This is a genomic window from Chromobacterium alkanivorans (genome assembly GCF_016937655.1).
Taxonomy (GTDB): Bacteria; Pseudomonadota; Gammaproteobacteria; order Burkholderiales; family Chromobacteriaceae; genus Chromobacterium; species Chromobacterium alkanivorans.
The window spans coordinates 281,345-304,154 of sequence record NZ_JAFHKL010000006.1; the positions used below are offsets into that span (position 1 = coordinate 281,345).

A 22,810-nucleotide genomic window follows, 5' to 3' on the forward strand; every position below is an offset into this window, starting at 1 on the left:
GCGCGCGGCGCAAGAGCGCGCCCGGCGCGGGCTGGCGCGCCGCCCGCGCTTGAGGCAGACTGCCGGACTGGGGCGCTCCGCCAGATCTTGCCGAATCCACGCCGTGAACAAATACAGCCAAATCTTTTCCGACATCGTCGCCGACATCGACAACCAGCGTTACCAGCAGGGCGACCGCATCCCTTCCGAAGCCGAGCTGATGCAGGGCTACGAGGCCAGCCGCGGCACCGTGCGCAAGGCGGTGGACATGCTGCAGGAGCGCGGCTATGTGCAGAAAATCCACGGCAAGGGCGTGTTCGTGCTGCGTTCCGGCAATATCGAATTCCAGCTCAGCGGCATCGTCAGCTTCAAGGAGGCGCATCAGCACCTGGGCCGCCGCGTCAGCACCCGGGTGGCGGAGATGGAAACGGTGCCGGCGGACGCCCAACTGGCGCGGCTGCTGGACGTGCGCGAGAAAACCCCGCTGCTCAGGATCAAGCGGGTGCGCAATATCGACAATGAAAACGTGATCCTGGACATCAACTACTTCGTCGCCGGCCTGGTGCCGGGGCTGGACCGGGAGGCCGCCGCCGGCTCGATCTACGAATTCATCGAACAGCGGCTGGGCCTGAACATCAGCTACGCGCGCCGGGTGATAGAGGCGCAGGCCTGCGGCGACGACGATCGCCGCTACCTGGACCTGAACGGCATGGACCATGTGATCGTGGTCAAGAACCACACCCATCTCTACGACGGCCGCCAGTTCGAATACACCGAGTCCCGCCATCGGCTGGACAAATTCTTCTTCTCCGACGTCGCCCGCCGCAAATAGCGGCCCGGCGTCGCGCGCGCTAATCCCTTGATTTGAAGCGAGCCGTCGCGGCTGTTGCGTCCGCGCACGGGCTTGCTTGATTTTGCGCAAACTCGTCTATACGAGTGTTGACACAACTCGTCTGTACCAGTTAGCGTGCCATCAGCATCGGCGGCGCTTGCCAATACCGCCGCCAGGTTTGATAACGGGCTAGACGGCGCAGACCGCCAGGCCGAGACACACAGGGACCCCCAAATGAGCCACGATTACCAGAACATTGCCGCCCGGATACTCGAAGCGGTGGGCGGCCGCGACAATCTGCAGCAGGCCGCGCACTGCATTACCCGGCTGCGGCTGTCCTTGAAGGACGAAAGCCGGGTGGACCAGGAGGCGCTGCGCCAGGTGGAGCTGATCAAGGGCCAGTTCAGCCACGGCGGGGTGTTTCAGATCGTGATCGGCTCCGGCGACGTGGACCGGGTCTACCAGCCCTTGATCGAACTGGCGGCGCTGCAGCGCGCCACCGTGGCCGAGGTCAAGGCCAGCGGCGATCAGAAACAGGGCCGTCTGCAGCAGCTGGTCAAGGTGTTTTCCGACGTGTTCATGCCCATCCTGCCCGCCATCATCGTGGCCGGCCTGCTGATGGGCTTGAACAATCTGCTGGGCGCCAAGGGCATGTTCATCGACGGCAAGAGCCTGCTGGACGCCTACCCGGGCCTGGACGGGGTGTGGGGGCTGATCAATATGATGGCCAACACCTCCTTCGTGTTCCTGCCGGCGCTGGTGGGCTGGTCGGCGGCCAAGCGCTTCGGCGGCAGCGAGGTGCTGGGCATCGTGCTGGGCCTGCTGCTGGTGCATCCGGACTTGCTCAACGCCTGGAACTACGGCAAGGCCGCCGCCGGCCTGGACGGCGCGGCGCTGCCGTATTTCGACGTGCTGGGCTGGTTCCGCATCGAAAAAGTGGGCTATCAGGGCCAGATCCTGCCCATCCTGGCCGCCACCTGGGTGATGTGCCGGGTGGAGCTGTGGCTGCGGCCGCGGGTGCCCAATTCCGTCCAGCTGCTGGTGGTGCCCATCGTCACCATCGTGGTCAGCGGCGTGCTGGCGCTGGCGGTGATCGGCCCGGTGGCGCGCCATCTGGGCATCGCCATCACCGACGCGCTGGTCTACGTGTTCAATCTGGCGCCGCTGCTGGGCGCGATGCTGTTCGGCGCCCTGTACGCGCCGCTGGTGTTGACCGGCATGCACCATATGTTCATCGCGGTGGACCTGCAGTTGATCGCCAACCAGGGCGGCACCTTCATCTGGCCGATGATCGCGCTGTCCAATATCGCCCAGGGCAGCGCCGCGCTGGCGATGTTCTGGCTGGCGCGCGCCAGCAATGAGAAGAGCATGGCGTCCACCTCGGCGATTTCCGCCTTCTTCGGCATCACCGAGCCGGCGATGTTCGGCGTCAACCTGCGCTACAAGCTGCCGTTCTACGCGGCGCTGGCCGGTTCGGCGCTGGCGGCGGCCACCATCACCCTCAGCCATGTGCGCGCCTCGGCGATAGGCGTAGGCGGTTTGCCGGCCTTCATCTCCATCATTCCGCAGCAGATCCCGATGTTCCTGGCGGGCATGGTGGTGGCGCTGGTGGCGCCGTTCGCGCTGACCTGGGTGTTGGCGCGCCGCCAGCTGCCGCAGTCCTGACGAGAAAGCCGTAGCAATGAACAAGAACCTGAAATCCGCGGTGGTGTACCAGATCTACCCCAAGAGCTTTTACAGCCACCACGGCGCGGCCACCGGCGATCTGCTGGGCGTGGCGGACAAGCTGGACTACCTGGCCTGGCTGGGCGTGGACTATCTGTGGCTGACGCCGTTCTACCGTTCGCCGCAGCGCGACAACGGCTACGACGTCAGCGACTACTACGCGATAGACCCGGCTTACGGCAGCATGGCCGACTTCGAACTGCTGCTGGCCGAAGCCCGGCTGCGCGGCATCGGAGTGATGCTGGACATCGTGGTCAACCACACCTCCACCGAGCACCCGTGGTTCCGCCAGGCGCTGCAGGGCCGGGACAATCCCTATCGCGATTTCTACATCTGGCGCGACCGGCCTAACAACTGGCGCTCCAAGTTCGGCGGATCGGCCTGGGAGTGGGACGAGGCCAGCGGCCAGTATTATCTGCACCTGTTCGACAAGACCCAGGCGGACCTGAACTGGGACAATCCGGCGGTGCGGCGCGCGGTGTTCGACATGATGAATTTCTGGGCGGACAAGGGCGTGGCCGGCTTCCGGCTGGACGTGATCAATCTGATTTCCAAGGACCCGGCCTTTTCCGAGGACGACAGCGACGGCCGCCATTTCTACACCGACGGCCCGCGAGTGCACGAATACCTGCAGCAGATGCACCGCGAAGTGTTCGCCGGCCGGGACTTGATGACGGTGGGCGAGATGTCGTCCACCTCGCTGGAGCACTGCGTCGCCTATTCGCATCCCGAGCGGCGCGAGCTGTCGATGACCTTCAACTTCCACCACCTGAAAGTGGATTACCCGGACGGCGAGAAATGGCGCGCCGCGCCGTTCGACTTCATCGCGCTCAAGCGCATCCTGTCGGACTGGCAGCGCGGCATGCACGAGGGCGGCGGCTGGAACGCGCTGTTCTGGTGCAACCACGACCAGCCGCGGGTGGTGTCGCGCTTCGGCGACGACGGCCGCTACCGGGTGGAGTCCGCCAAGATGCTGGCGTCCACGCTGCACGGCTTGCAAGGCACGCCCTACATCTACCAGGGCGAAGAGATCGGCATGGCCAATCCCGGCTTCGCCGACATCGAAGACTACCGCGACGTGGAAACCCATAACGCCTACCGGCAATTGCTGGCCGACGGTCTGGAGCGCGGGCAGGCGATGGCGGCGATCCGGCAGAAGTCGCGCGACAACTCGCGCACGCCTATGCAATGGGACGACGGCCGCTTCGCCGGCTTCTCGCGGCGGGAGCCGTGGATAGGGCTGGCGCCGGACGCGGAGACGGTCAACGTCGCCGCCGCGCGCCGCGATCCGGACTCGGTGCTGCAGCACTACCGGCGCTTGATCGCGCTGCGTAAGCAATACCCGATCTTCAGCGACGGCGATTACCGCTGCCTGACGCCGGACGATCCGGCGCTGTGGGTCTACGCGCGGACCGGCGAGTGCGAGAAGCTGCTGGTGATCAGCAATTTCAGCGCCGAGGAGCGCGACTACTCGCCGCCGGCGGAGTACCTGGCGCCGAACCACGGCTGGCAGCTGCTGTGCGCCAACTACGCCGACGCGGCCTCGCATCCCGCCCGGGCGCGGCTGCGGCCCTATGAATCCTTGCTGTACCGCGCCGTGCTGAACTGAGCCTCAGAATTTTCGAGGCGTTAATCCTCTGCGAGCTGCCGGCATTCCCGGCCGGCAGGCCGCGCTGTGCCCAAAACTAAGGGAAATGGAGAGAACAATGACTCAATTCACCCCCCGCGGCCTGGCCTTGCTGGCCTTGTCCGCCCCCCTGTTGCTGCCCGTTGCCGCGCAAGCGCTGGATTTTCACGGCTACGCCCGCCTGGGCGCCGGCGGATCGGACGGCGGCGGCAAGCAAAGCTGCTTCCAGCTGGCCGGCGCCGAAACCAAGTACCGGCTGGGCAATGAATGCGAACAGTACGCCGAGCTGGAACTGGGCCAGCAGCTGTTTCAAGCCGAGAACGGCAGCAAACTCAGCGTGGTGGGCATGGCCAGCCTGTACAACCGCAACGGTCATTCGCTGACCTTCCAGGGCGACAACGGCAATGTCCGTTTGCCGCAGGCCTACGCCAAATGGAGCGACATCCCGCAGCTGAACGGCGCCACGCTGTGGGCCGGCCGCCGCTACTACAAGCGCCACGACGTGCATATCGCCGACTTCTATTTCTGGAATCCCAGCGGCACCGGCTTCGGCCTGGAGGATTTCAAGCTGGGCCAGGAACTCAAGCTCAGCTACGCCTTCTCGCGCAACGACAACTGGTGGCAGGCGGACCAGGCCAACAAACACGATCTGCAATTGGGCGGCATCGCCGTCAATCCCGGCGGCGAACTGAGCCTGGGCCTCAGCTACATCCAGCGCGCCGGCCAGGTGGCGGGCGCGAACAGCGGCTGGTCGCTCAGCGCGCTGCACGAGCAAAAAGGCGTGTTGGGCGGCCGCAATCTGTTCTCGCTGCAATACGGAGTAGGGCCGGGCACCGGCCTGGGCGGTACCGGCAGCCTCGTCAGCGACAGCGGCAGCCGCCGCAGCCGCTTGGTGGAGGCGCTGGACTGGCAGGCCACGCGGGAGTTCGGCGGCCAACTGATGCTGGCCTGGCAGCGCGACGCGCGGCCGGACGGCGGGCAGACCTGGTGGTCGGCCGGCGCGCGGCCGGTCTACGCCTTCGGCGAGCGCTTCAAGTTGGCGGCCGAAGTGGGCTTCGACCGGGTCAAGGCCGCCGACGGTCAGGTGCGTACCCTGAGCAAGTTCACCATCGCGCCGACGCTGGCGCTGGACAAGGCGTTCTGGAGCCGGCCGGAACTGCGTTTCTTCTACACCTACGCGCGCTGGAACCGCGCCGCCCAGCAGGCGGCCGCCCCCGGTTCGACGCTGGCCGACGGCGGCGCTTTCGGCAGCGCGCTCAGCGGCTCCACCTTCGGGGTGCAGCTGGAGCACTGGTGGTGAGCGAGGCTTGAGCGTGCCGGGCGCGGACCATCAAATTTTTTGAACGTCTCGCCCGGATAATTGATCTGTCGATCCGGTCCGGCGGCTGTTAGATTGCCTGTCTGACGCTAGACGGGAGGGACTATGCCGGACATCAACGCTCTATTTCGGGCCCGCATCGGCTGGGACGCGCAGCGGCCGCTGGCCTTCGAGGACATCGACGACTTGCTGCGCGAGACGGCCTTGTGCCTGCCGTTCGAAAACCTGAGCCTGTTCCAGGGCGGGCCCGAGCCCATCAGCGAGCGCAGCCTGCTGGAAAAAGTCGCGCTGCGCGACGAAGGCGGCCTGTGTTACGAACTGAACCCCTTGCTCTATCTGTTTCTGCGCCGCAACGGCTTGGAAGCCAGCCTGATCCGCGCGACGATCTTCGACGAGGACAGCCAAGACTGGCTGCCGCTGGGCGGCACTCATGTCGCCGTCCTGCTGTGGCACCAGGCCCAGGGCTATCTGCTGGATTGCGGCTACGGCCTCAAGCAGCCGCTGCGCATGGTGCCGCTGTGCGGCGAAGTGGCGCGCTCCGCCAACGGTGATTACCGGGTAGTCTGGCCGGCCGGCGCCGGCTTCGCCCAATTGGAACGACGGCTGGCGGGGGAGGGCGAGGATTGGCGCATCGCCTACGGCTTCGACCTGGACGACGAGATCGCCGATTGCGGCGCGCTGAGCGAGATCCAGCGCCGCATCGCCGAAGACCCGCGCTCGCCGTTCAACAAGAGCCGGCTGATGGCCTTGCTGACCGTCGAAGGCAGCCGGGTGCTGACCGAGGACGCGCTGACCGAGACCCGCAACGGCAGGCAATGCCGGCTGACGCTGGCGCCGGGCGAGTTCGAGACCTTCCGCCGGCTGTTCACCCGGCGCTTCAGCGAGCCGCCGGCTGTTCACCCGGCGCTTCAGCGAGCCGCCGGCTTGAACGGAGAGGGCTTGCCGCCCGCGCCGGGACGGGTACACTGAGGCCCTGTCCATCGTCGGGGAGTCTCGCCGCCATGTCCGTCCTGTTTCGCTCCATCCGCCGGTTCGCGCCGGCGCGCATGCTGTTGGCCCGTCCGCGGCTGGCGATCGCCGCCGTCGTCGGCCTGCTGGCCGTGCAGGCGCTGCCCTGGCTGTGGCCGGTGCAGGAGATCACCCGCTACATCGTCGGCTGGAACGTGGGCGCCGCGCTCTATCTGGCGCTGGTGGCCTGGATGATGTTCAGCGAGGGCCGCCAGCACATCCGTCATTGGGCCAGACTGGAGGACGAGGGACAGACGCTGGTGATGACGCTGGCGGTGCTGGCGGCGCTGGCCAGCCTGGCCGCCATCGTGCTGGAACTGGCGGCGGTCAAGGACTTGCACGGCTGGCCGCGCGCCGGCCACGTCGCGCTGGCCATCCTGACCATTTTTTCCTCCTGGGCCTTCATCCATGTGATGTTCGCGCTGCATTACGCGCGCGCCTACTACGCCGCCCACGCGCGCGGCCTGGCCCCGGGTCTGGAGTTTCCCGGCAAGGAGGAGCCGGATTACGGCGACTTCCTCTATTTCGCCTGCATCATCGGCACCTCCGGGCAAACCGCCGACGTCAGCTACACCACCAGCGCGATGCGCAAGGTGGGCACGCTGCATTGCGTGCTGTCCTTCTTTTTCAACGCCACGGTGTTGGCCTTGATGATCAATATCGCCGCCGGCCTGATCTGATGCCGGAGCGCAGCGAGACCCCATGTTGAACGTGTTGAAATTATTGCTCTTGTTCGGCCTGACCGCGGTCGCGGAAATCGTCGGTTGTTATCTGCCCTGGCTGTGGCTGCGCAAGGTGGGGCCGTGGTGGTTGCTGTTGCCGGCCGGGCTGTCGCTGATGCTGTTCGTCTGGCTGCTGACCCTGCATCCGGCGGCCGCGGGCCGGGTTTACGCCGCTTACGGCGGCGTTTACGTGGCGGTGGCGCTGTTGTGGCTGTGGCTGGTGGACGGCGTGCGGCCCAGCGGCTGGGACATCGCCGGCGCGGCGGTGGCCTTGTGCGGGATGGCCATCATCATGCTGGCGCCGCGGCCGGCTTGAGTGCCCGTTCACGATCCGTTGTGCGGGCGCAGGCATGAAAAAACCGGGCTCAGGCCCGGTTTTTCTTGGCGGCGGCGCGATTCAAGCGACCGGCGGCAGGGTGTCGGCGAAGGAGGGCCGCGTCATCAGCCGCTCCAGCAGGCTGGCCAGATTGGGGTGGCTGTCGCGCCAGTCTATCTCCGGGAAGCGGAAGTCCAGATAGCCCAGGCAGGCGCCGACGGCGATGTCGGCCAGGCTGTAGCTCACGCCGTTGCACCACTGGCGGTCGGCCAGGTCGGCGGCGAGCGCGGCCAGGCCGCGATCTATCTTGCCGCGTTGGCGCGCGATCGCTTCCGGCATCTGCTTGTCGTCCGGGCGGCGCTTTTCCAGCACGATGGCCACCGCTGCGTCGACGATGCCGTCGGCCAGCGCTTCCCAGCGCCGGGTGGCGATCAGCAGGCGGTTTTCCTGCGGCAGAATGCGCGACACCGGCGAGATATTGTCCAGATATTCGGCGATGACGCGCGAGTCGTACAGCGTCGAGCCGTCATCCAGTTCCAGAACCGGCACCTTGCCCAGAGGATTGTAGTCGCCGACGCGGGTGTCCGCGTTCCACGGCACGTCTTCCTCCAGCGGGCAGTCAATTTTCTTTTCGGCCAGCACGATGCGCACCTTGCGGGCGTAGGGGCTGGTCAACGAGGCGATCAGTTTCATGTTTCGGGTCGTTCTGGATATTGGCAGGCGAAGTGCTCGCCGGACGGCAAGGCCCGGCGAGCGACTACTTTAGCGCAATGCCGTGGCGGCTGGAAGGCTTACTTCAACTCCACCTTGCCGCTGACTTGCAGTTGCAGTTGCGATTGTCCGGGCTGCAGGTCCGGTTGCGCCACTTCCGCGTTGGCGGCCATGCCGGCGGCCTTCATCATCATCGGCGGACGGAAGATGGGTGATTGGCTGCCGATGTCCAGTTCCTTGATATTGCTGACATTTTTTCCAATGGCCTTGGCGGCGATCTTGGCCTGGGACTCCAGGTTGGCGATGGCTTCCGGCAGCATGGTCTGCTCGGCCTCCTTGCGCGCCTGGTCGGACACGCTGAACTGCAGTCCTTGCAGCAGCAGGTTTTGTTGCAGTTTGGCCATCAGTTCGGCGGCCTGGGCGAAATCGCGGCTTTTCAGCTGGATTTCCACCCGGCCTTGCCAGCTCTGGATCTTGCCGTTCTTGTCGTAATTGGGCCAGGTGTTGTAGCCGCCGCTGGACAGCTGCACTTTGGGATAGGCGCGGCCTAGAGCGATGCCCTGGGCGGCGGCCTTGTTCAGCCGGTCGGCCAGCACCGCCGGCTGGGCGTTGCTCAGCTGCTGGTAGAAGGTGGCGCTGATCTGGTCGTTGGGCACTTCGCGCTGGGCGCTGGCGGACAGATTGAGTTGGGTGCTGTCGGCCAGCGCCGGGGCGGCGCTGACGGCGAACAGGGTTCCGAGGCTGGCAAGCAAGAGAGTTGGTTTGTTCATGTGTCGATTCCCATGACATTGTTGTCTTGATCGGAAAAGTCCGATTCGCAGTGTGTAGGCCCATCATGCCCGAGAAAAGTTTCCGACGGCATACTGCCCTTCGGCCAGTTCGATCCGGTTGCGGCCGTTGCGCTTGGCCCGGTAGAGCTGGCTGTCCGCCGCCCGGAACAGGCTGGACAGGTCGTCGTAGGGCTGCTGGCTGGTGCTGGCCACGCCGATGCTGACGCTGATGCGCAAGGGCGGGGCGGCGGCGGCCGGCTGCGGCCGCAACGCGTCCACCGCGCGCATGATGCGTTGCGCGGCCGCGTGCGCGTCCCGCAGGCCGGCGCGCGGCAGCAGCATCACGAATTCCTCGCCGCCGTAGCGGCCGACGATGTCGTCGCCGCGCGCTTCGGCGCGCAGGCAGGCGGCCAGTTGTTGCAATACCAGGTCGCCGAACTGGTGGCCGTGGCGGTCGTTGATGCTCTTGAAGTGATCGACGTCCAGGAGCAGCAGCGCCAGCGGCTCGCGCTCGCGCCAGGCGCGGCGGCAGGCGGCCTCGGCCAGTTCGCGGAAGCGGCGTTGGTTGAGCAGATTGGTCAGGCCGTCGTGGCTGGCCTGGTGTTGGGTCCGCTCCAGCGCGCGCTCGTAGCAGATGTACAGCGCGCACAAGATGAAGCCGAAGCTGAGCCAGTGCATGCCCAGCGAAGCGAGCATGGAGAAGCGCATCGCGTCGGCGTCGTAGACCTCGCCGGCCCAGCCGGCGTGGACGAGGCGCGTCAGCGACAGCAAGGCGTACAGCAGGCAAACCGCCAGCGCCATCTTGCAGCCGGCGCCGGCGATGCGGGTGCGGCCGGGCCACAGTTCGCGCGCGGCCAGCAGCCAGGCGATTAGATAGACCAGGCAGACCGCGATGGTGCGCCGCCCCATATCGGCCGGGCCGGCCTGCAGATAGGCGGCCATGCCGGCGGCCACCAGCAGCAGGCTTTGCCAGACGCGCGGCTTCTTGCCGTTCAGATGGCGGACGCCGCACAGCGCGAGGGGGTGGAACAGCATCCACAGCAGATTGTTGAACGCCAGTTGCGGCCACGGCGGCAGGCCGACGGGCAGCAGGCTGAACACGCCGCCCAGGCTGACGCTGGCGCCGGCCGCGCAGAAGTACAGGAAGGCCCGCTCGTCGCGGTTGCGCAGCCAGAACATCGTGATGACGGCGGTCAGCGCCAGGCCGTAGCCGGTGGTGCTGAGCACGGCGGCCTGGAAGTCTAGGATGCTTTGCATGTGGGGTCTGTTCAAAGTCCGCTGCGCGTCGCGAAACCTCGCGCGGCGGGCGCGGCGCTTGGTTTCGTGGGCGCTCGCCAGAGCGTGAACAGGCTCGGGGCCGGCGCTTTGCAAGGTGAATTATGACAAGCGGCCCATCATAGGGCCGTTGTCCATGGGCTTCAATCCGCAAAGCTACGCAGCCAGGCTGACAAATCCCGACAATTTCGCCGTCGGGATCCATTTGTCCTGTCAGGCCAGGTATTCGTATCCCGGCAGCGTCAGGAACTCGACGAAATCGTCGGAAGTGGTCAGCAGGTCGAACATCGCGGCCGCGTCGTCGTACTGGCGGGTCCAGCGCGCGCCGTACTCGGTCTTGAGTTTGGCCACTTCCGCCGCGTGCAGCTGGCGGAACAGTTCGGTGCTCACTTTGCGGCCGTCGTCCAGCACGCCCTTGGGGCTGCGTATCCATTGCCAGATCTGCGAGCGGGAGATTTCGGCGGTGGCGGCGTCTTCCATCAGATTGTGGATGGGCACGCAGCCGTTGCCGGAAATCCAGGCGCCCAGGTACTGGATGCCCACATTGATGTTCATCGCCAGCCCAGCCTCGGTGATGGGCGCGTCGGGACGGAAGTCCAGCAGTTCGGCGGCGCCGACCTGGACGTCGGGCCGCAGCTTGGCGATCTGGTTCGGCGCGTCGCCCAGCACCTTGCCGAAGGCTTCGGCGGCGATGGGTACCAGGCCGGGGTGGGCCACCCAGCCGCCGTCGTAGCCGTCGGCGGCGTCGCGCTCCTTGTCCGCCCGGACGCCGGCCAGCGCCTTCTCATTGGCCGCCGGATCGTTCTTGATCGGAATCAGCGCCGCCATGCCGCCTATCGCCGGCGCCGCGCGGCGGTGGCAGGTTTTCAGCAGCAGCAGCGCGTAGGCGCGCATGAAGGGCACCGTCATGGTGATCTGGGCGCGGTTGGCCAGGCAGAAATCGCGGTTCTGGCGAAATTTCTTGATGCAGCTGAAGATGTAGTCCCAGCGGCCGGCGTTGAGGCCGGCGCTGTGCTCGCGCAATTCGTACAGGATTTCGTCCATTTCGAAGGCGGCGAGTATGGTCTCGATCAGCACCGTGGCCTTGATCGTGCCCTGCGGGATGGACAGTTCCTGTTGGGCGAAGACGAACACCTCGTTCCACAGCCGCGCTTCCAGATGGCTTTCCATCTTGGGCAGGTAGTAATAAGTGGCGCTGCCCACGCTGCGCAGATAGCTGATGTTGTGGAAGAAGGACAGGGCGAAGTCGAACAGCGCGCCGGAGACGATCTCGCCGTCCACCTTGACGTGCTTTTCCATCAGATGCCAGCCGCGCGGGCGCAGCAGCAGGGTGGCGGTGTCGGCGTTGAGCCGGTATTGCTTGCCGTCCGGGTTGGCGAAGGAAATGGTCTTGCGATAGGCGTCGCGGACATTGATCTGGCCGTTGATCTGGTTGTCCCAGCTCGGACAGTTGGAGTCCTCGAAGTCCGCCATGAAGCTCTTGGCGCCGGAATTGAGCGCGTTGATCATCATCTTGCGGTCCACCGGGCCGGTGATTTCCACGCGGCGGTCGAGCAAATCGTCCGGCAGCGGCGCGATTGTCCAGTCGCCGGCGCGGACGGCGGCGGTGTCTGGCAGGAAGTCCGGCAGCTTGCCCGCGTCCAGCTCGGCCTGGCGCGCGGCGCGGGCGGCCATCAGTTCGCGGCGGCGCGGCTCGAAGCGGCGATGCAGCTTGGCGACGAAGGCCAGCGCGTCGTGGCTGAGGATGTCGGCGTAGGCCGGGGTGAGCGTAGCGAGGATTTCCATCCCCTGGGGAAGCGAGGCTGCCATGCTGGGACTCCTTTGCATCGTTGGACGGGGCGGCGAGCGGGCGCGCCGGGACAGGCGGCGTCCGCGTCCGCACCTGGGACAGTGAAACGGGACCTGGCTAGTCTATCTAGGCAAAGCGTAAAAAAAAATGCATATATAGACATATCATCTTTTACTTTTTGTTAGCTAATCGTGGGGCGGCCCGGATGTTGAAACAATTGGAGACCTTTGTCGCCGTGGTGTCGCAGGGCAGCTTGTCGGCCGCCGCGCGCCAGGAGGGGGTGGTGCCGGCCATAATAGGCCGGCGCATCGACGCGCTGGAGGAGAGGCTGGGCGTCAAGCTCCTGACCCGCAGCACGCGCAGCCTGGCGCTGACCCAGGAGGGAGCGGCTTTTTTCGAGGACTGTCAGCGCATCCTCGCCGATCTGGAGGACGCGGAGGCGGCAGTGGCCTCCGGCAGCGGCCGCGCGCGCGGCCATCTGCGGGTGTCGGCGCCGGCCGGTTTCGGCCGCAAGCACGTGGCGCCGCACATCGCCGGCTTTCAGCAGCGCCACCCCGACGTCAAGGTAACGCTGGACCTGTCGGACCGGCTGGTGGACTTGCAGCGTGACCGCATCGACTGCGCGATCCGCATTTCCGATCTGGCCGATTCCTCGCTGGTGGCGATCCGGCTGGCGGAAAACCGCCGCGTGGTGGTGGCGGCGCCGGCCTATCTGGCACGCCACGGCCTGCCGCGCCGGCTGGAGGACCTGGCCGAGCACAACTGCCTGTCGCTGGGCGAGAGCCAAAGCCGCGGCTGGGCGTTCCGCCGCGACGGCGAGGCGGTGAACCTGCGCGTGGGCGGCCGGCTGGAGTGCAACGACGGCGCGGTGCTGCACGACTGGGCGCTGCAGGGCCTGGGCCTGGCCTGGCGTTCGCTGTGGGAGGTGAAGGACGATTTGTCCGACGGCCGGCTGGTGACGGTGCTGGACGAGTTCTCCGCGCCGGACTATCCGGTGTGCGCGGTGGTGCCGCAGCGGCGGCTGTTGCCGGCGCGGGTGCGGCACTTCGTCGACTATCTGCGGTCAGTGTATGCTGAGGCGGCATATTGGAATTGAGGCGATGAAGATGAAAACAGCGATGGCGGCGCTGCTGGCGGCGCTGGCGGCCGCCCCGGCCTGGGCCGGCGCGGGCACGGTGGGCCTGAGCTGCCTGCCGTCGGCCGGCGCCGGCGTGGACATGCGCGAATGGCTGCTGGACCGGCTGGCCTTGAAAGGCGCGGCGGTGGACGAGGCGCGCCCGCAATGGAAGTTGTGCTTCAAGCAAAGCCAGCAGCGCCAGGTGTATTGGCCGGCGGACGGCTGGTACGCCGGCGGCTGGCGCGATTGGCGCTACGGCGGCGGCATGTATTGGTCGCCGGACTACCAGGTGCGCACCGTGCGCACGCTGGCGCTGGAGGTGGTCAACAGCGCCGACGGCGCTGTGCTGTGGCAGGGCCAGCAGGAATTGGGCGACGGCGACAACGGCCGTCAGCAATTGGAGAACGCCGCGCGCAAATTGATAGATTTAATGCCATTGCCATGATTTGTTTTGCGCTATGATGACGCGCAGGGTTTGATGGCCGCGGGCTATATGGGGTTTCCCGCATTGCCGGCGGCCGGCCCTGCGGTACTATCGCATTCTTCCCCGGCATGAACTGCGTGGATCGGCGGCTTAAGCACCGCGCTCGACAACGGCAAGCCCTTGTTATCGCGTTTATTTAAAGCCAACGACAGACAGAGCAGCGGGGGATAGGACACAACAGATCATACAGGCCCCATCCGAGTATGAAGCGCCCGCCGGGACAGCGGGCGCTTTGTCGTTGTACCGGACGGCCGTTACGGGACAGTGAAACAAATGAGTTTGATGCGCAAAAAGAGCGTCCAGGGAATGCTGGCTACCGCTCAAACCTCGCGTGGGCTTCGCAAGGAGCTTTCTGCTTTCGACCTTACCATGCTCGGCATCGGCGCCATCATCGGCACCGGCATCTTCGTGCTGACCGGCACCGGCGCCACCGTGGCCGGCCCCGGCCTGGTGCTGTCCTTCGTGATCAGCGCCTTCGCCTGCGGCTTCGCCGCGCTGTGCTACGCCGAATTCGCCTCCATGCTGCCGGTGTCCGGCTCCACTTACACCTACGCCTACGCGACTTTGGGCGAGATGATAGCCTGGATCATAGGCTGGGACCTGCTGCTGGAATACCTGCTGGCCTCGTCGGCGGTGTCGGTGGGCTGGTCCGGCTATTTCCAGAGCCTGCTGTCCGGCTTCGGCGTGACCCTGCCCGAATACCTGACCGCCGCCGCCGGCTCGCTGCCGGGCAAGCATACGCTGTTCAACCTGCCGGCCTTCTGCGTGGCGATGGTGATCACCGCCTTGCTGGCCTTCGGCATCAAGGAATCCAAGCGCGTCAACAATGTGGTGGTGCTGATCAAGGTGGGCGTGGTGCTGCTGTTCATCGGCATCGGCGTGTGGCACGTCAAGCCGGTGAACTGGCAGCCGGCGCTGCCCTTCGGCTTCTCCGGCGTGTTCCACGGCGCCGCCATCGTGTTCTTCAGCTTCATCGGCTTCGACGCGGTGACCTGCGCCGCCGAGGAAGTGAAGAACCCGGCCAAGGACATCCCGCGCGGGGTGATCTGGTCGCTGGGCGTGTGTTCGCTGCTCTACGTGGTGGTGGCGGCGATCATGACCGGCATCGTGCCTTATATGCAGTTCGCAGGCGTAGACCATCCGGTGTCGCTGGCCTTGCAAGTGGCCAAGCTGGACTGGTTCGCCGGCTTCGTCGACCTGGGCGCCATCCTCGGCATGATGACGGTGATTCTGGTGATGACTTACGGCCAGACCCGCATCCTGTTCGCGATGTCGCGCGACGGCCTGCTGCCCAAGATCTTCTCCGATGTGAATCCCAAGTACGGCACCCCGTACAAGGCCACCTGGCTGATCGGCACCATCATCGCGCTGCTGGCCGGCTTCGTGCCGCTGCACACGCTGGCGGAGCTGGTGAACATTGGCACCCTGGCCGCCTTCACCTTGATCGCGCTGTCGGTGATCGTGCTGCGCAAGCGCGAGCCCAATCTGCCGCGCAAATTCGTTTGCCCGGGCGTGCCCTACATCCCGACGCTGGCCATTCTGTGCTGCGGCTTCCTGATGACCCAGCTGTCGCTGCTGACCTGGGTGTGCTTCATGGTCTGGCTGTTGATAGGCCTGGTGGTGTACTTTGGTTATTCGCGGCGCAATTCGCTGTTGAACAACCCCGCCTGAGGCGGAGGATGAAAAAGCCGGCTTCAGCCGGCTTTTTTTGCGCCCGCCGCCGGCCGCGGGCGGATAATGGCGGCATCAAGGAAGGAGGGGGACGCATGGAAGAGCGGATCGAATTGACGGCCTGGCAGGGCGACATCACCACGCTGGCGCTGGACGCCATCGTCAACGCCGCCAACACCAGCCTGCTGGGCGGCGGCGGCGTGGACGGCGCCATCCACCGCGCGGCCGGGCCGGAGCTGCTGGAGGAATGCCGGGGCTTGCACGGCTGCCGCGTCGGCGAAGCCAAGCTGACCGCCGGCTACCGGCTGCCGGCGCGGCATGTGATCCACACCGTGGGGCCGGTGTGGCAGGGCGGCGCCCACGGCGAGGCGGAACTGCTGGCCGCCTGCTACCGCAACAGCCTGGAACTGGCGGCGCGGCACGGCCTGGCCAGCATCGCCTTTCCGGCGATCAGCTGCGGCGTTTACGGTTATCCGCCGGAGCAGGCCGCCGTCATCGCGGTGGATACCGTGCGCGCTTGGCTGGCGCAGGAGTCGCATCCGCTGCGGCGCGTGCTCTTGGTGGCCTTCGACGAGGCGATGGCCGGCCGCTACCGGCAGTTGCTGGCCGGCGCTAGCTGACCTCGCCCTTGGATGGCCGCGGCAACTGGCCGCCGCAGTGTTTGCAGAAGCGCGCGTCCCAGTCGTGGCCCTCGGTGAAGCAGTGCGGGCACAGCCGGGTGCCGGACACCGCTTCCACGGTCTTGGGTTTGGCGCCGCTGCCGCGCGCGATTTCGGCGGTGACGATGCCGGTGGGCACCGCGATGATGCCGTAACCGGTGATCATCACCACGCTGGCCAGCGCCTGGCCCAGCGGCGTTTTGGGCGTGATGTCGCCGAAGCCCACCGTGGTCAGGGTGACGATAGCCCAGTAAATGCTGACCGGAATGCTGGTGTAGCCGTGTTCCGGGCCTTCGATCACGAACATCAGCGTGCCCAGGATCACCACCAGCAGAACCACGGTGACCAGGAAGACCGTGATCTTGCGGCGGCTGGCCAGCATCGCCCGTTTCAGTTCGCTGGCCTCGCCGATGTAGCGGGTCAGCTTGAGGATGCGGAACATGCGCAGCAGGCGCAGGATGCGGATATCGGCCAGGAAGCGGCTCTCCGGGATGAACAGCCCCAAATACATCGGCAGCACCGCCAGCAGGTCGATGACGCCGAAGAAGCTCTTCACGTAACGCATAGGCTTGTGGATGCAAATCAGCCGCAATGCGTACTCGATGGTGAACAGAATGGTGAAACACCAGTCTAGAATCTTGAGCTGGGCGCCCCAGGCGGCCTGTATGCTCTGCACGCTCTCCAGAATCACTGTCAGCACCGACAGCAGGATGGCGACGATCAGCGCCAGGTCGAAGATGCGGCCCGGCCGGGTGTCTGCCTCGTAAATGATGATGTAAAGCTTGCGGCGCCAGCCGGTGAGGGGGATCAGGGTTTCCTGTGTAGGCATGCGGGAAGTGGACCTCGGTCTGCGGGTGGTGTGTGTCGTTTCAGTGTAGCCGCCGGGCCGCGGCGCGCGCGGGGCCGGCTGAGACTGCCAAGTTTGACGATTATAAGCAAACAATATTTTGGATCGTCGCTTGGCTTGTTTATGATGCTGGGTAATATGGTTTTCTTCAAAACTGTCTGTGGAGAATAAAGATGCGAATTGCCAATGCAGTGACGGATTTGATCGGCAACACCCCGCTGGTGCGGCTGAATCGGGTGACCGACGGCTGCGGCGCCACCGTGGCGGCCAAGCTGGAGTTCTTCAACCCGGCGCACAGCGTCAAGGACCGCATCGCAGTGGCGATGATCGACGCCGCCGAACAGGCCGGCAAGATCGGCCCGGACACCACCATCGTGGAGCCCACCTCCGGCAATACCGGCATCGGCCTGGCCATGGTCTGCGCCGCGCGCGGCTACAAGCTGGTGATCACCATGCCGGAAACCATGAGCCGCGAACGCCGCCAGCTGCTGCGCGCCTACGGCGCCGAGCTGATCCTGACCCCGGGGCCGGACGGCATGGGCGGCGCCATCGCCAAGGCGCGCGAGCTGGTGGAGCAGAATCCGGACAGCCACTTCATGCCGCAGCAGTTTGAAAATCCGGCCAACCCGGCCATCCACCGCCGCAGCACCGCCGAAGAAGTGTGGAGCGACACCGACGGCCAGGTCGACATCTTCGTCGCCGGCGTGGGCACCGGCGGCACCATCACCGGCGTGGGCGAGGTGCTGAAGGCGCGCAAGCCCGGCGTGCAGATCGTGGCGGTGGAGCCGGACGCGTCGCCGGTGCTGTCCGGCGGCCCCAAGGGCCCGCACCCGATCCAGGGCATAGGCGCCGGCTTTGTGCCGGCCATCCTCAACACCGGCATTTACGATGAAATCATCCGCGTGAAGAACGAGGACGCGATGGAAACCGCGCGCGCGGTGGCGGCGCGCGAAGGCCTGCTGGTGGGCATTTCCTCCGGCGCGGCGGTGTGGGCGGCGCTGGAACTGGCCAAGCGTCCGGAAAACGCCGGCAAACTGATCGTGGTGGTGATTCCCTCCTTCGGCGAGCGCTATCTGTCCACGCCGCTGTTCCAGCATCTGGCGGACTGAGTTCGGTCGCGGCCGCGGCCGCGGACATCGACAGCCTGGCGGCTTTCTGCCAGGCTGTTTGTTTTTGTCGTTTCGCATCTGAGGGGGAATCATGGAGCAGTTGCAAGCCTTCCTGGCCCGGGCCGAAGCCATGCTGGCGCGTCTGGAGCCCTTGCTGCCGCCGGCGCGGCCGGAGCCGGACTGGAGCGCGCTGGCATTCCGCTGGCAGCGCCAGGGCATGGCCGGCTGGCTGGAGGCGGTGGCGGAACCGCACGCGCCGGAGCTGGAGCGCCTGACCCATATCGACGCCCAGCGCGCGCAACTGCTGCGCAATACCCGCCAGTTCGTCAAGGGCCGGCCGGCCAACAATGTGCTGCTCACCGGCGCGCGCGGCACCGGCAAGTCCTCGCTGGTCAAGGCGCTGCTGCCGGAGTTCGCCGCCAAGGGCCTGCGCCTGATCGAAGTGGACAAGGCGCAGCTGGGCGACTTGAACCGCATCGTCGAGCTGGTGGCCGGGCGCAAGGAGCGTTTCATCCTGTTCTGCGACGACCTGTCCTTCGAGCAGGGCGACGACGCCTACAAGGCGTTGAAGACCGCGCTGGACGGCGGCCTGGCGCGCCGCGTCGACAATGTGCTGGTGTACGCGACATCCAACCGCCGTCATCTGATGCCGGAAAAAATGAGCGAAAACCGCGAGGGCTGGGTGCAGGACGGCGAGATCCACCCGGGCGAGGCGATAGAGGAGAAGGTGTCCTTGTCGGACCGTTTCGGCCTGTGGCTGTCGTTTTACCCGTTCGATCAGGACGCCTATCTGGCGGCGGCGACCGAGTGGCTGGCGCATTTCGGCCTGAAGCTGGACGCCGAGGCGGAAAAGGCCGCGCTGCACTGGAGCCATCTGCGCGGCAGCCGCTCCGGCCGCGTCGCCTGGCAGTTCGCCTGCGACTGGGCCGGACGCAGCGCCAAGGAGCGCAAGGCCTTATTGTGATGTCAGATAGCGCAGGCCCACGCTCTTGACCTGGCCGTCGGCGGCGGCGCGGATCACCATCTCCAGACGGTCCAGCCGCAGCACGTCGCCGGCCACCAGCGGATAGCCGCAGGCGCGTTTGCAGTAGTCGGCGATGCTGTCGGCGCGGTCGCGCTCGCTCAGCGTCAGGCCGTAGCTGTCGGCCAGGTCGGCCAGACGCGCCAGCCCGGACACGGTGAAATAGCCGTAGTAAGGATCGTCGCCGGGCGGGTGGAAGGCCTCGCCGGCGGTCTCCAGCGCCGGGCCGGGGCCGATCAGGCAGGCCCAGTCGCCGGCGCGCAGCGTCTGGCCGGCCGCCGGCTCCAGCGCTTGTTCGTCGCGGTACAGCGCGGCCAGCCTCACACCGCCGGGCAAGGCCAGCTCGCCGGCCAGCTGGCCCTCGGCCGGGCTGTCGGCGCGCACCAGGCAGGAGGCGGCCTCGTAGCGGGCTTCCTGGCCGCTGACCACCGGCACCCGGTGTTCTACGTCCGGCCGCGCCGGCAGCTTCAGCTTCAATTTCTCCGCCAGCGGCGCGATGGTCCAGCCCTGGAACAGCAGCGACATCATCACCACGAAGAAGGCCACGTTGAAGAACAGCTGGCTGTTGGGCAGCCCCGCCATCAGCGGGAAAATGGCCAGAATCACCGGCACCGCGCCGCGCAGGCCCACCCAGCTCATGAACAGCTTTTCCGCCTTGGGCACCGGGAAGGGCAGCATGCACAGCCACACCGCCAGCGGCCGCGCCACCAGCATCAGCACGATGGAGATCGCCAGCGCGTAGGGCGCCACCGGCAGCAGATTGGACGGCGTCACCAGCAGGCCCAGCACCAGGAACATGGTCACCTGGGCCAGCCAGGCGTAGCCGTCGTGGATGTTCAACAGATTGGGCAGGTCCGCCACCCGGGCGTTGCCCACCACGATGCCGGCCAGATAGATGGCGAGGAAGCCGCTGCCGCCGGCCGCCGTGGTCAGGCTGAACAGCGCCCCGGCGGTGCCCAGGCTGAACAGCGCCAGCATCGCGCCGCGCGGACCCAGCCGCTGGAACAGCCAGACCATGGCCTTGCCGCCGGCCCAGCCGGCCAGCGCGCCCAGGCCCATCTGCTTGACGAACAGCCACAGCATGGCGGCGACGCCGGCGTCTTGGCCTTGCTGGCCCAGCACGCCGATCAGCGCCGAGGTCAGGAACACCGCCATCGGATCGTTGCTGCCGGATTCTATCTCCAGCGCGCTGCCGACGCGGCGGTTGATTTCCAGGCCGCGGCCGGACAGGAGGGCGAACACCGCGGCGGCGTCGGTGGAGCCGACGATGGCGCCGATCAGCAAGCCCTCCAGCCAGCTGAGGTTCAGCACCCAGGCGGCGAACAGGCCGGTCACGCCGGTGGTGATCAGCACGCCCAGCGTGGCCAGCACCCCGGCCGGCTTCAGGCTGATGCGGAAGCTGTCCTGGCGCGTGCGCAGGCCGCCGTCGAACAGGATCACCACCAGGGCGATGGTGCCGATCACATAGCTGAGCTGGTAATTGCTGAACACGATCTTGCCGGGGCCGTCCTCGCCGGCCAGCATGCCCAGCGCCAGGAAGACCAAGAGCAGCGGCGCGCCGAAGCGGGAGGCGATGGAGGACACCACCAGGCTGGCGAGAAACACCAGCGAACCGGCCAGGATCAGTGAATTCAGGGTGTCCAAGAAAAATCTCCTTCTGGCGGTGGCGAGGGCCGCATCGATGATGCGAGGGGCGGATGCTGCGAATCGGGGGACTTGCCGGGGCGAGATGAAACCGACCGCCGCGCTGGCTTGAACGTTGCGCGGCGAGCACGACCTCGAAACGCTCGAGCGCCGCTTGAGCATGCCGTTTTCTCAGTCGTTCCCGCCTTGTCTCGTTCCTGGCGCGCGAGCCCGAGAACAGGCTCTCGAGGCGGAGGGTTCATGACAATGGGGACAAATGCGTTGAATTCGCTGCCTTACAGGGCTAATGGTAACACTTTGTTACCGATTAGCCGGCGCGGATCGGCCTGCTGGGCGCATTTTTTGCAAAAAACGTCGTGTCGGGCGACTTGATGCCTACGGCAAGTCGCGCTTTATGCAATTAGAATTGTATTGTATATTTGTTTGGCATTTTCAGCGCCTGGCCAGGCCTCGCATCGGCCATGCTCTTCTTCACTGTGTCCCGAGGTATTCACGATGACTCGCAAAATCATTCTGGCCCTGGCGGCCTTGTCCTTCCCCCTGATGACCCTGGCCGCGCCCGCGCCCTGGTATCTGTGGCAGAGCAAGATAGACGGCAAGCTCGCCTGCTCGCAATTCTCCCTGGGACCGGGCTGGCTGCAGTTCAGCTCCCAGCCTTACAAGGACGCGGGCTGCACCAAGCCGGGCCGTCCGGGTTGAGACGGGCTTGAATCCATCAAGGGCGCCGTGGCGCCCTTATTGCTTTGCTGAGGAGCGCTTGCGGTAGAATGCGCTGCCGGCCGTCGAGAGCCGGAACGATATTCACCGGGCAAGACCAAGCAATGAGCGACAGCAAGATCATCGAGGTAGTGGCCGGCGCGCTGATGCGGCCGGACGGCAGTTTCATGCTGGGCAGCCGGCCGGAGGGCAAGCCCTACGCCGGTTACTGGGAGTTTCCTGGCGGCAAGGTGGAGCCGGGCGAAAGCGGCGAGCAGGCGCTGGCGCGCGAGCTCTACGAGGAAATGGGCATAGAGATGGAGGCCGCGACGCCGTGGCTGAGCAAAGTCCACCATTATGAGCACGCTTCGGTGCGGCTGCGCTTCTTCCGGGTCTGGTCCTGGCGCGGCGAGCCGCAGCCGCGGGAGGGCCAGCGCTTCGCCTGGCAGACGCCGGGCGCTTGCACGGTGCAGCCCATGCTGCCGGCCAACGGCCCCATTCTCAAATCGCTGGAGCTGCCGGCGGCCTATGCTATCAGCTGCGCGCACGAGATCGGCGTCGACGCCCAATTGCGGCGGCTGGAGCAGGGGCCGGCCTGGGGGATGGTGCAGATCCGCGAGCCGCAGATGACGCGGGTCGAGCTCGCCGATTTCGTCGCCAAGGCGGCTGCCATTATTCACTGCCGCGGCGGCAAGCTGCTGGTCAACGCCGATCCGGCCTGGGCGGCGGAATGGCCGGTGGACGGCGTGCACCTGAACGCCGCGCGGCTGGAGGCCATCGCGCGGCGGCCGGATTTCGCCTGGGTGGGCGCGTCGGCGCACGATGCGGCGCAAGTGGCGCGGATAGGGGAGTTGGGTCTGGATTACGCTTTGCTCGGCCATGTGGCCGCCACCGCCAGCCATCCCGGCGTGGCGCCCTTGGGCTGGGACGGTTTCCGGCGCTGCCTGGCGGACGGCGCGCCGGCGCCGGTCTACGCGCTGGGCGGCATGAGTCTGGACGATTTGGACGCGGCCCGTCGTCACGGCGCGCACGGCGTCGCCTTGATGCGGGGGGCCTGGCGATGAACGCCAAACAGCGCAAATGGCTGGCGCTGGGCGGCGCCTTGCTGCTGCTGGGCGGCCTCAAGTTCGGCCTGATCTATCGCTGGTACGGCGAGCGGCAGCCGGCCAAGCCGACGCCGCTGGCCTGCGCGGCCGGCCAGCCGTCCTGTGCTCTGCCCGGCGGCGGCGTCTGGCGTTTCGCGTCGCCGCCGCAACACGGCAAGCCGTTCGAGATTCGCTTGCAAGGCGTCGCGGCCCGGGAAGCGCCGCAGGTGGAGTTCAATATGGCCGACATGGACATGGGCTTCAACCGCTACACCTTCGTGCGCGACGGCGCGGACTGGAAGGCGGTGGTCACCCTGCCGTTGTGCGTCAGCGGCAGCCGCGACTGGCTGGCCACGCTGAGCCTGGACGGCAAGCGCTATCTGCTGCCGTTTTCCACGCGCTGAA

Annotated in this window: 22 protein-coding genes; 16 read left to right on the forward strand and 6 right to left on the reverse strand. The window is 66.4% G+C overall.

Annotated elements, in window-relative coordinates:
• Positions 1–103 precede the first annotated feature (103 nt).
• From treR to JW897_RS13045, 7 genes are all read left to right on the forward strand, one after another.
• The gene (gene treR, locus JW897_RS13015) at positions 104–811 is read left to right on the forward strand and encodes a trehalose operon repressor (protein ID WP_048415126.1); all 708 of its coding nucleotides are present in this window, start codon (positions 104–106) and stop codon (positions 809–811) included.
• Positions 812–1,045: 234 nt separating this feature from the next.
• A complete protein-coding gene (gene treP, locus JW897_RS13020; RefSeq protein WP_205466390.1) occupies positions 1,046–2,476 on the forward strand; it encodes a PTS system trehalose-specific EIIBC component in 1,431 nt (476 codons plus the stop codon).
• Positions 2,477–2,492: 16 nt separating this feature from the next.
• Positions 2,493–4,145 carry an alpha,alpha-phosphotrehalase gene (gene treC / locus JW897_RS13025; protein WP_205466391.1) on the forward strand — a complete coding sequence of 551 codons (1,653 nt, stop codon included), beginning with the start codon at positions 2,493–2,495 and terminating at the stop codon, positions 4,143–4,145.
• A gap of 97 nt (positions 4,146–4,242) precedes the next feature.
• Positions 4,243–5,463, forward strand: a complete 1,221-nt coding sequence (locus tag JW897_RS13030) for a maltoporin (protein WP_205466392.1) — start codon at positions 4,243–4,245, stop codon at positions 5,461–5,463.
• A 123-nt stretch (positions 5,464–5,586) separates the two neighbouring features.
• Positions 5,587–6,450 (forward strand): arylamine N-acetyltransferase family protein, encoded by an 864-nt coding sequence (locus tag JW897_RS13035; RefSeq protein ID WP_205466393.1) that lies wholly within the window; start codon positions 5,587–5,589, stop codon positions 6,448–6,450.
• A 32-nt stretch (positions 6,451–6,482) separates the two neighbouring features.
• Positions 6,483–7,169 (forward strand): DUF1345 domain-containing protein, encoded by a 687-nt coding sequence (locus JW897_RS13040; RefSeq protein ID WP_048415079.1) that lies wholly within the window; start codon positions 6,483–6,485, stop codon positions 7,167–7,169.
• Between the two features lie 22 nt (positions 7,170–7,191).
• Positions 7,192–7,527: a YnfA family protein gene (locus JW897_RS13045; RefSeq protein WP_205466395.1), complete on the forward strand. Its 336-nt coding sequence runs from the start codon at positions 7,192–7,194 to the stop codon at positions 7,525–7,527.
• Between the two features lie 81 nt (positions 7,528–7,608).
• On the opposite strand, the gene JW897_RS13050 is transcribed toward JW897_RS13045, so the two are convergent.
• The 4 genes from JW897_RS13050 to aceB form a co-directional block, all read right to left on the reverse strand.
• Positions 7,609–8,220 (reverse strand): glutathione S-transferase, encoded by a 612-nt coding sequence (locus JW897_RS13050; RefSeq protein WP_205466397.1) that lies wholly within the window; start codon positions 8,218–8,220, stop codon positions 7,609–7,611.
• A gap of 98 nt (positions 8,221–8,318) precedes the next feature.
• Positions 8,319–9,008 carry an SIMPL domain-containing protein gene (locus tag JW897_RS13055; protein WP_205466399.1) on the reverse strand — a complete coding sequence of 230 codons (690 nt, stop codon included), beginning with the start codon at positions 9,006–9,008 and terminating at the stop codon, positions 8,319–8,321.
• A 63-nt stretch (positions 9,009–9,071) separates the two neighbouring features.
• Complete coding sequence (locus tag JW897_RS13060; RefSeq protein WP_205466401.1) at positions 9,072–10,265, reverse strand: GGDEF domain-containing protein; 1,194 nt, start codon at positions 10,263–10,265, stop codon at positions 9,072–9,074.
• 231 nt (positions 10,266–10,496) lie between these two features.
• Positions 10,497–12,092, reverse strand: coding sequence for a malate synthase A (gene aceB / locus JW897_RS13065; protein WP_205466403.1), 1,596 nt, complete (start codon positions 12,090–12,092; stop codon positions 10,497–10,499).
• 185 nt (positions 12,093–12,277) lie between these two features.
• Between aceB and JW897_RS13070 the strand changes: the two genes are divergently transcribed.
• The 4 genes from JW897_RS13070 to JW897_RS13085 all read left to right on the forward strand — a co-directional run bounded on the left by JW897_RS13070 (position 12,278) and on the right by JW897_RS13085 (position 15,964).
• Positions 12,278–13,168, forward strand: coding sequence for a LysR family transcriptional regulator (locus JW897_RS13070; RefSeq protein WP_048415075.1), 891 nt, complete (start codon positions 12,278–12,280; stop codon positions 13,166–13,168).
• A gap of 4 nt (positions 13,169–13,172) precedes the next feature.
• The gene (locus JW897_RS13075; RefSeq protein ID WP_205466405.1) at positions 13,173–13,634 is read left to right on the forward strand and encodes a DUF4136 domain-containing protein; all 462 of its coding nucleotides are present in this window, start codon (positions 13,173–13,175) and stop codon (positions 13,632–13,634) included.
• A gap of 345 nt (positions 13,635–13,979) precedes the next feature.
• A complete protein-coding gene (locus tag JW897_RS13080) occupies positions 13,980–15,344 on the forward strand; it encodes a branched-chain amino acid transporter BcaP (protein WP_275899869.1) in 1,365 nt (454 codons plus the stop codon).
• Between the two features lie 95 nt (positions 15,345–15,439).
• Complete coding sequence (locus tag JW897_RS13085; protein ID WP_048415072.1) at positions 15,440–15,964, forward strand: O-acetyl-ADP-ribose deacetylase; 525 nt, start codon at positions 15,440–15,442, stop codon at positions 15,962–15,964.
• On the opposite strand, the gene JW897_RS13090 is transcribed toward JW897_RS13085, so the two are convergent.
• The gene (locus tag JW897_RS13090) at positions 15,957–16,832 is read right to left on the reverse strand and encodes an ion transporter (protein ID WP_048415071.1); all 876 of its coding nucleotides are present in this window, start codon (positions 16,830–16,832) and stop codon (positions 15,957–15,959) included. The genes JW897_RS13085 and JW897_RS13090 overlap by 8 nt on opposite strands.
• Positions 16,833–17,023: 191 nt before the next feature.
• Between JW897_RS13090 and cysK the strand changes: the two genes are divergently transcribed.
• Complete coding sequence (cysK, locus tag JW897_RS13095) at positions 17,024–17,959, forward strand: cysteine synthase A (RefSeq protein ID WP_205466406.1); 936 nt, start codon at positions 17,024–17,026, stop codon at positions 17,957–17,959.
• Positions 17,960–18,050: 91 nt separating this feature from the next.
• Entirely contained in the window at positions 18,051–18,923 is an 873-nt protein-coding gene (locus JW897_RS13100; protein WP_048415069.1) for an ATP-binding protein, read from the forward strand.
• Here JW897_RS13100 and JW897_RS13105 read toward each other — a convergent pair.
• Positions 18,915–20,624 (reverse strand): potassium/proton antiporter, encoded by a 1,710-nt coding sequence (locus JW897_RS13105; protein ID WP_048415068.1) that lies wholly within the window; start codon positions 20,622–20,624, stop codon positions 18,915–18,917. The two genes, JW897_RS13100 and JW897_RS13105, sit on opposite strands and share 9 nt — an antisense overlap.
• A 495-nt stretch (positions 20,625–21,119) precedes the next feature.
• Between JW897_RS13105 and JW897_RS13110 the strand changes: the two genes are divergently transcribed.
• The 3 genes from JW897_RS13110 (at position 21,120) to JW897_RS13120 (ending at position 22,809) form a co-directional block, all read left to right on the forward strand.
• Positions 21,120–21,323 (forward strand): hypothetical protein, encoded by a 204-nt coding sequence (locus tag JW897_RS13110; protein ID WP_048415067.1) that lies wholly within the window; start codon positions 21,120–21,122, stop codon positions 21,321–21,323.
• Positions 21,324–21,445: 122 nt separating this feature from the next.
• Positions 21,446–22,384 (forward strand): Nudix family hydrolase, encoded by a 939-nt coding sequence (locus JW897_RS13115; RefSeq protein WP_205466408.1) that lies wholly within the window; start codon positions 21,446–21,448, stop codon positions 22,382–22,384.
• Complete coding sequence (locus JW897_RS13120) at positions 22,381–22,809, forward strand: hypothetical protein (RefSeq protein WP_048415065.1); 429 nt, start codon at positions 22,381–22,383, stop codon at positions 22,807–22,809. Before JW897_RS13115 ends, JW897_RS13120 begins: the two co-directional genes overlap by 4 nt.
• Position 22,810: the final 1 nt, after the last annotated feature.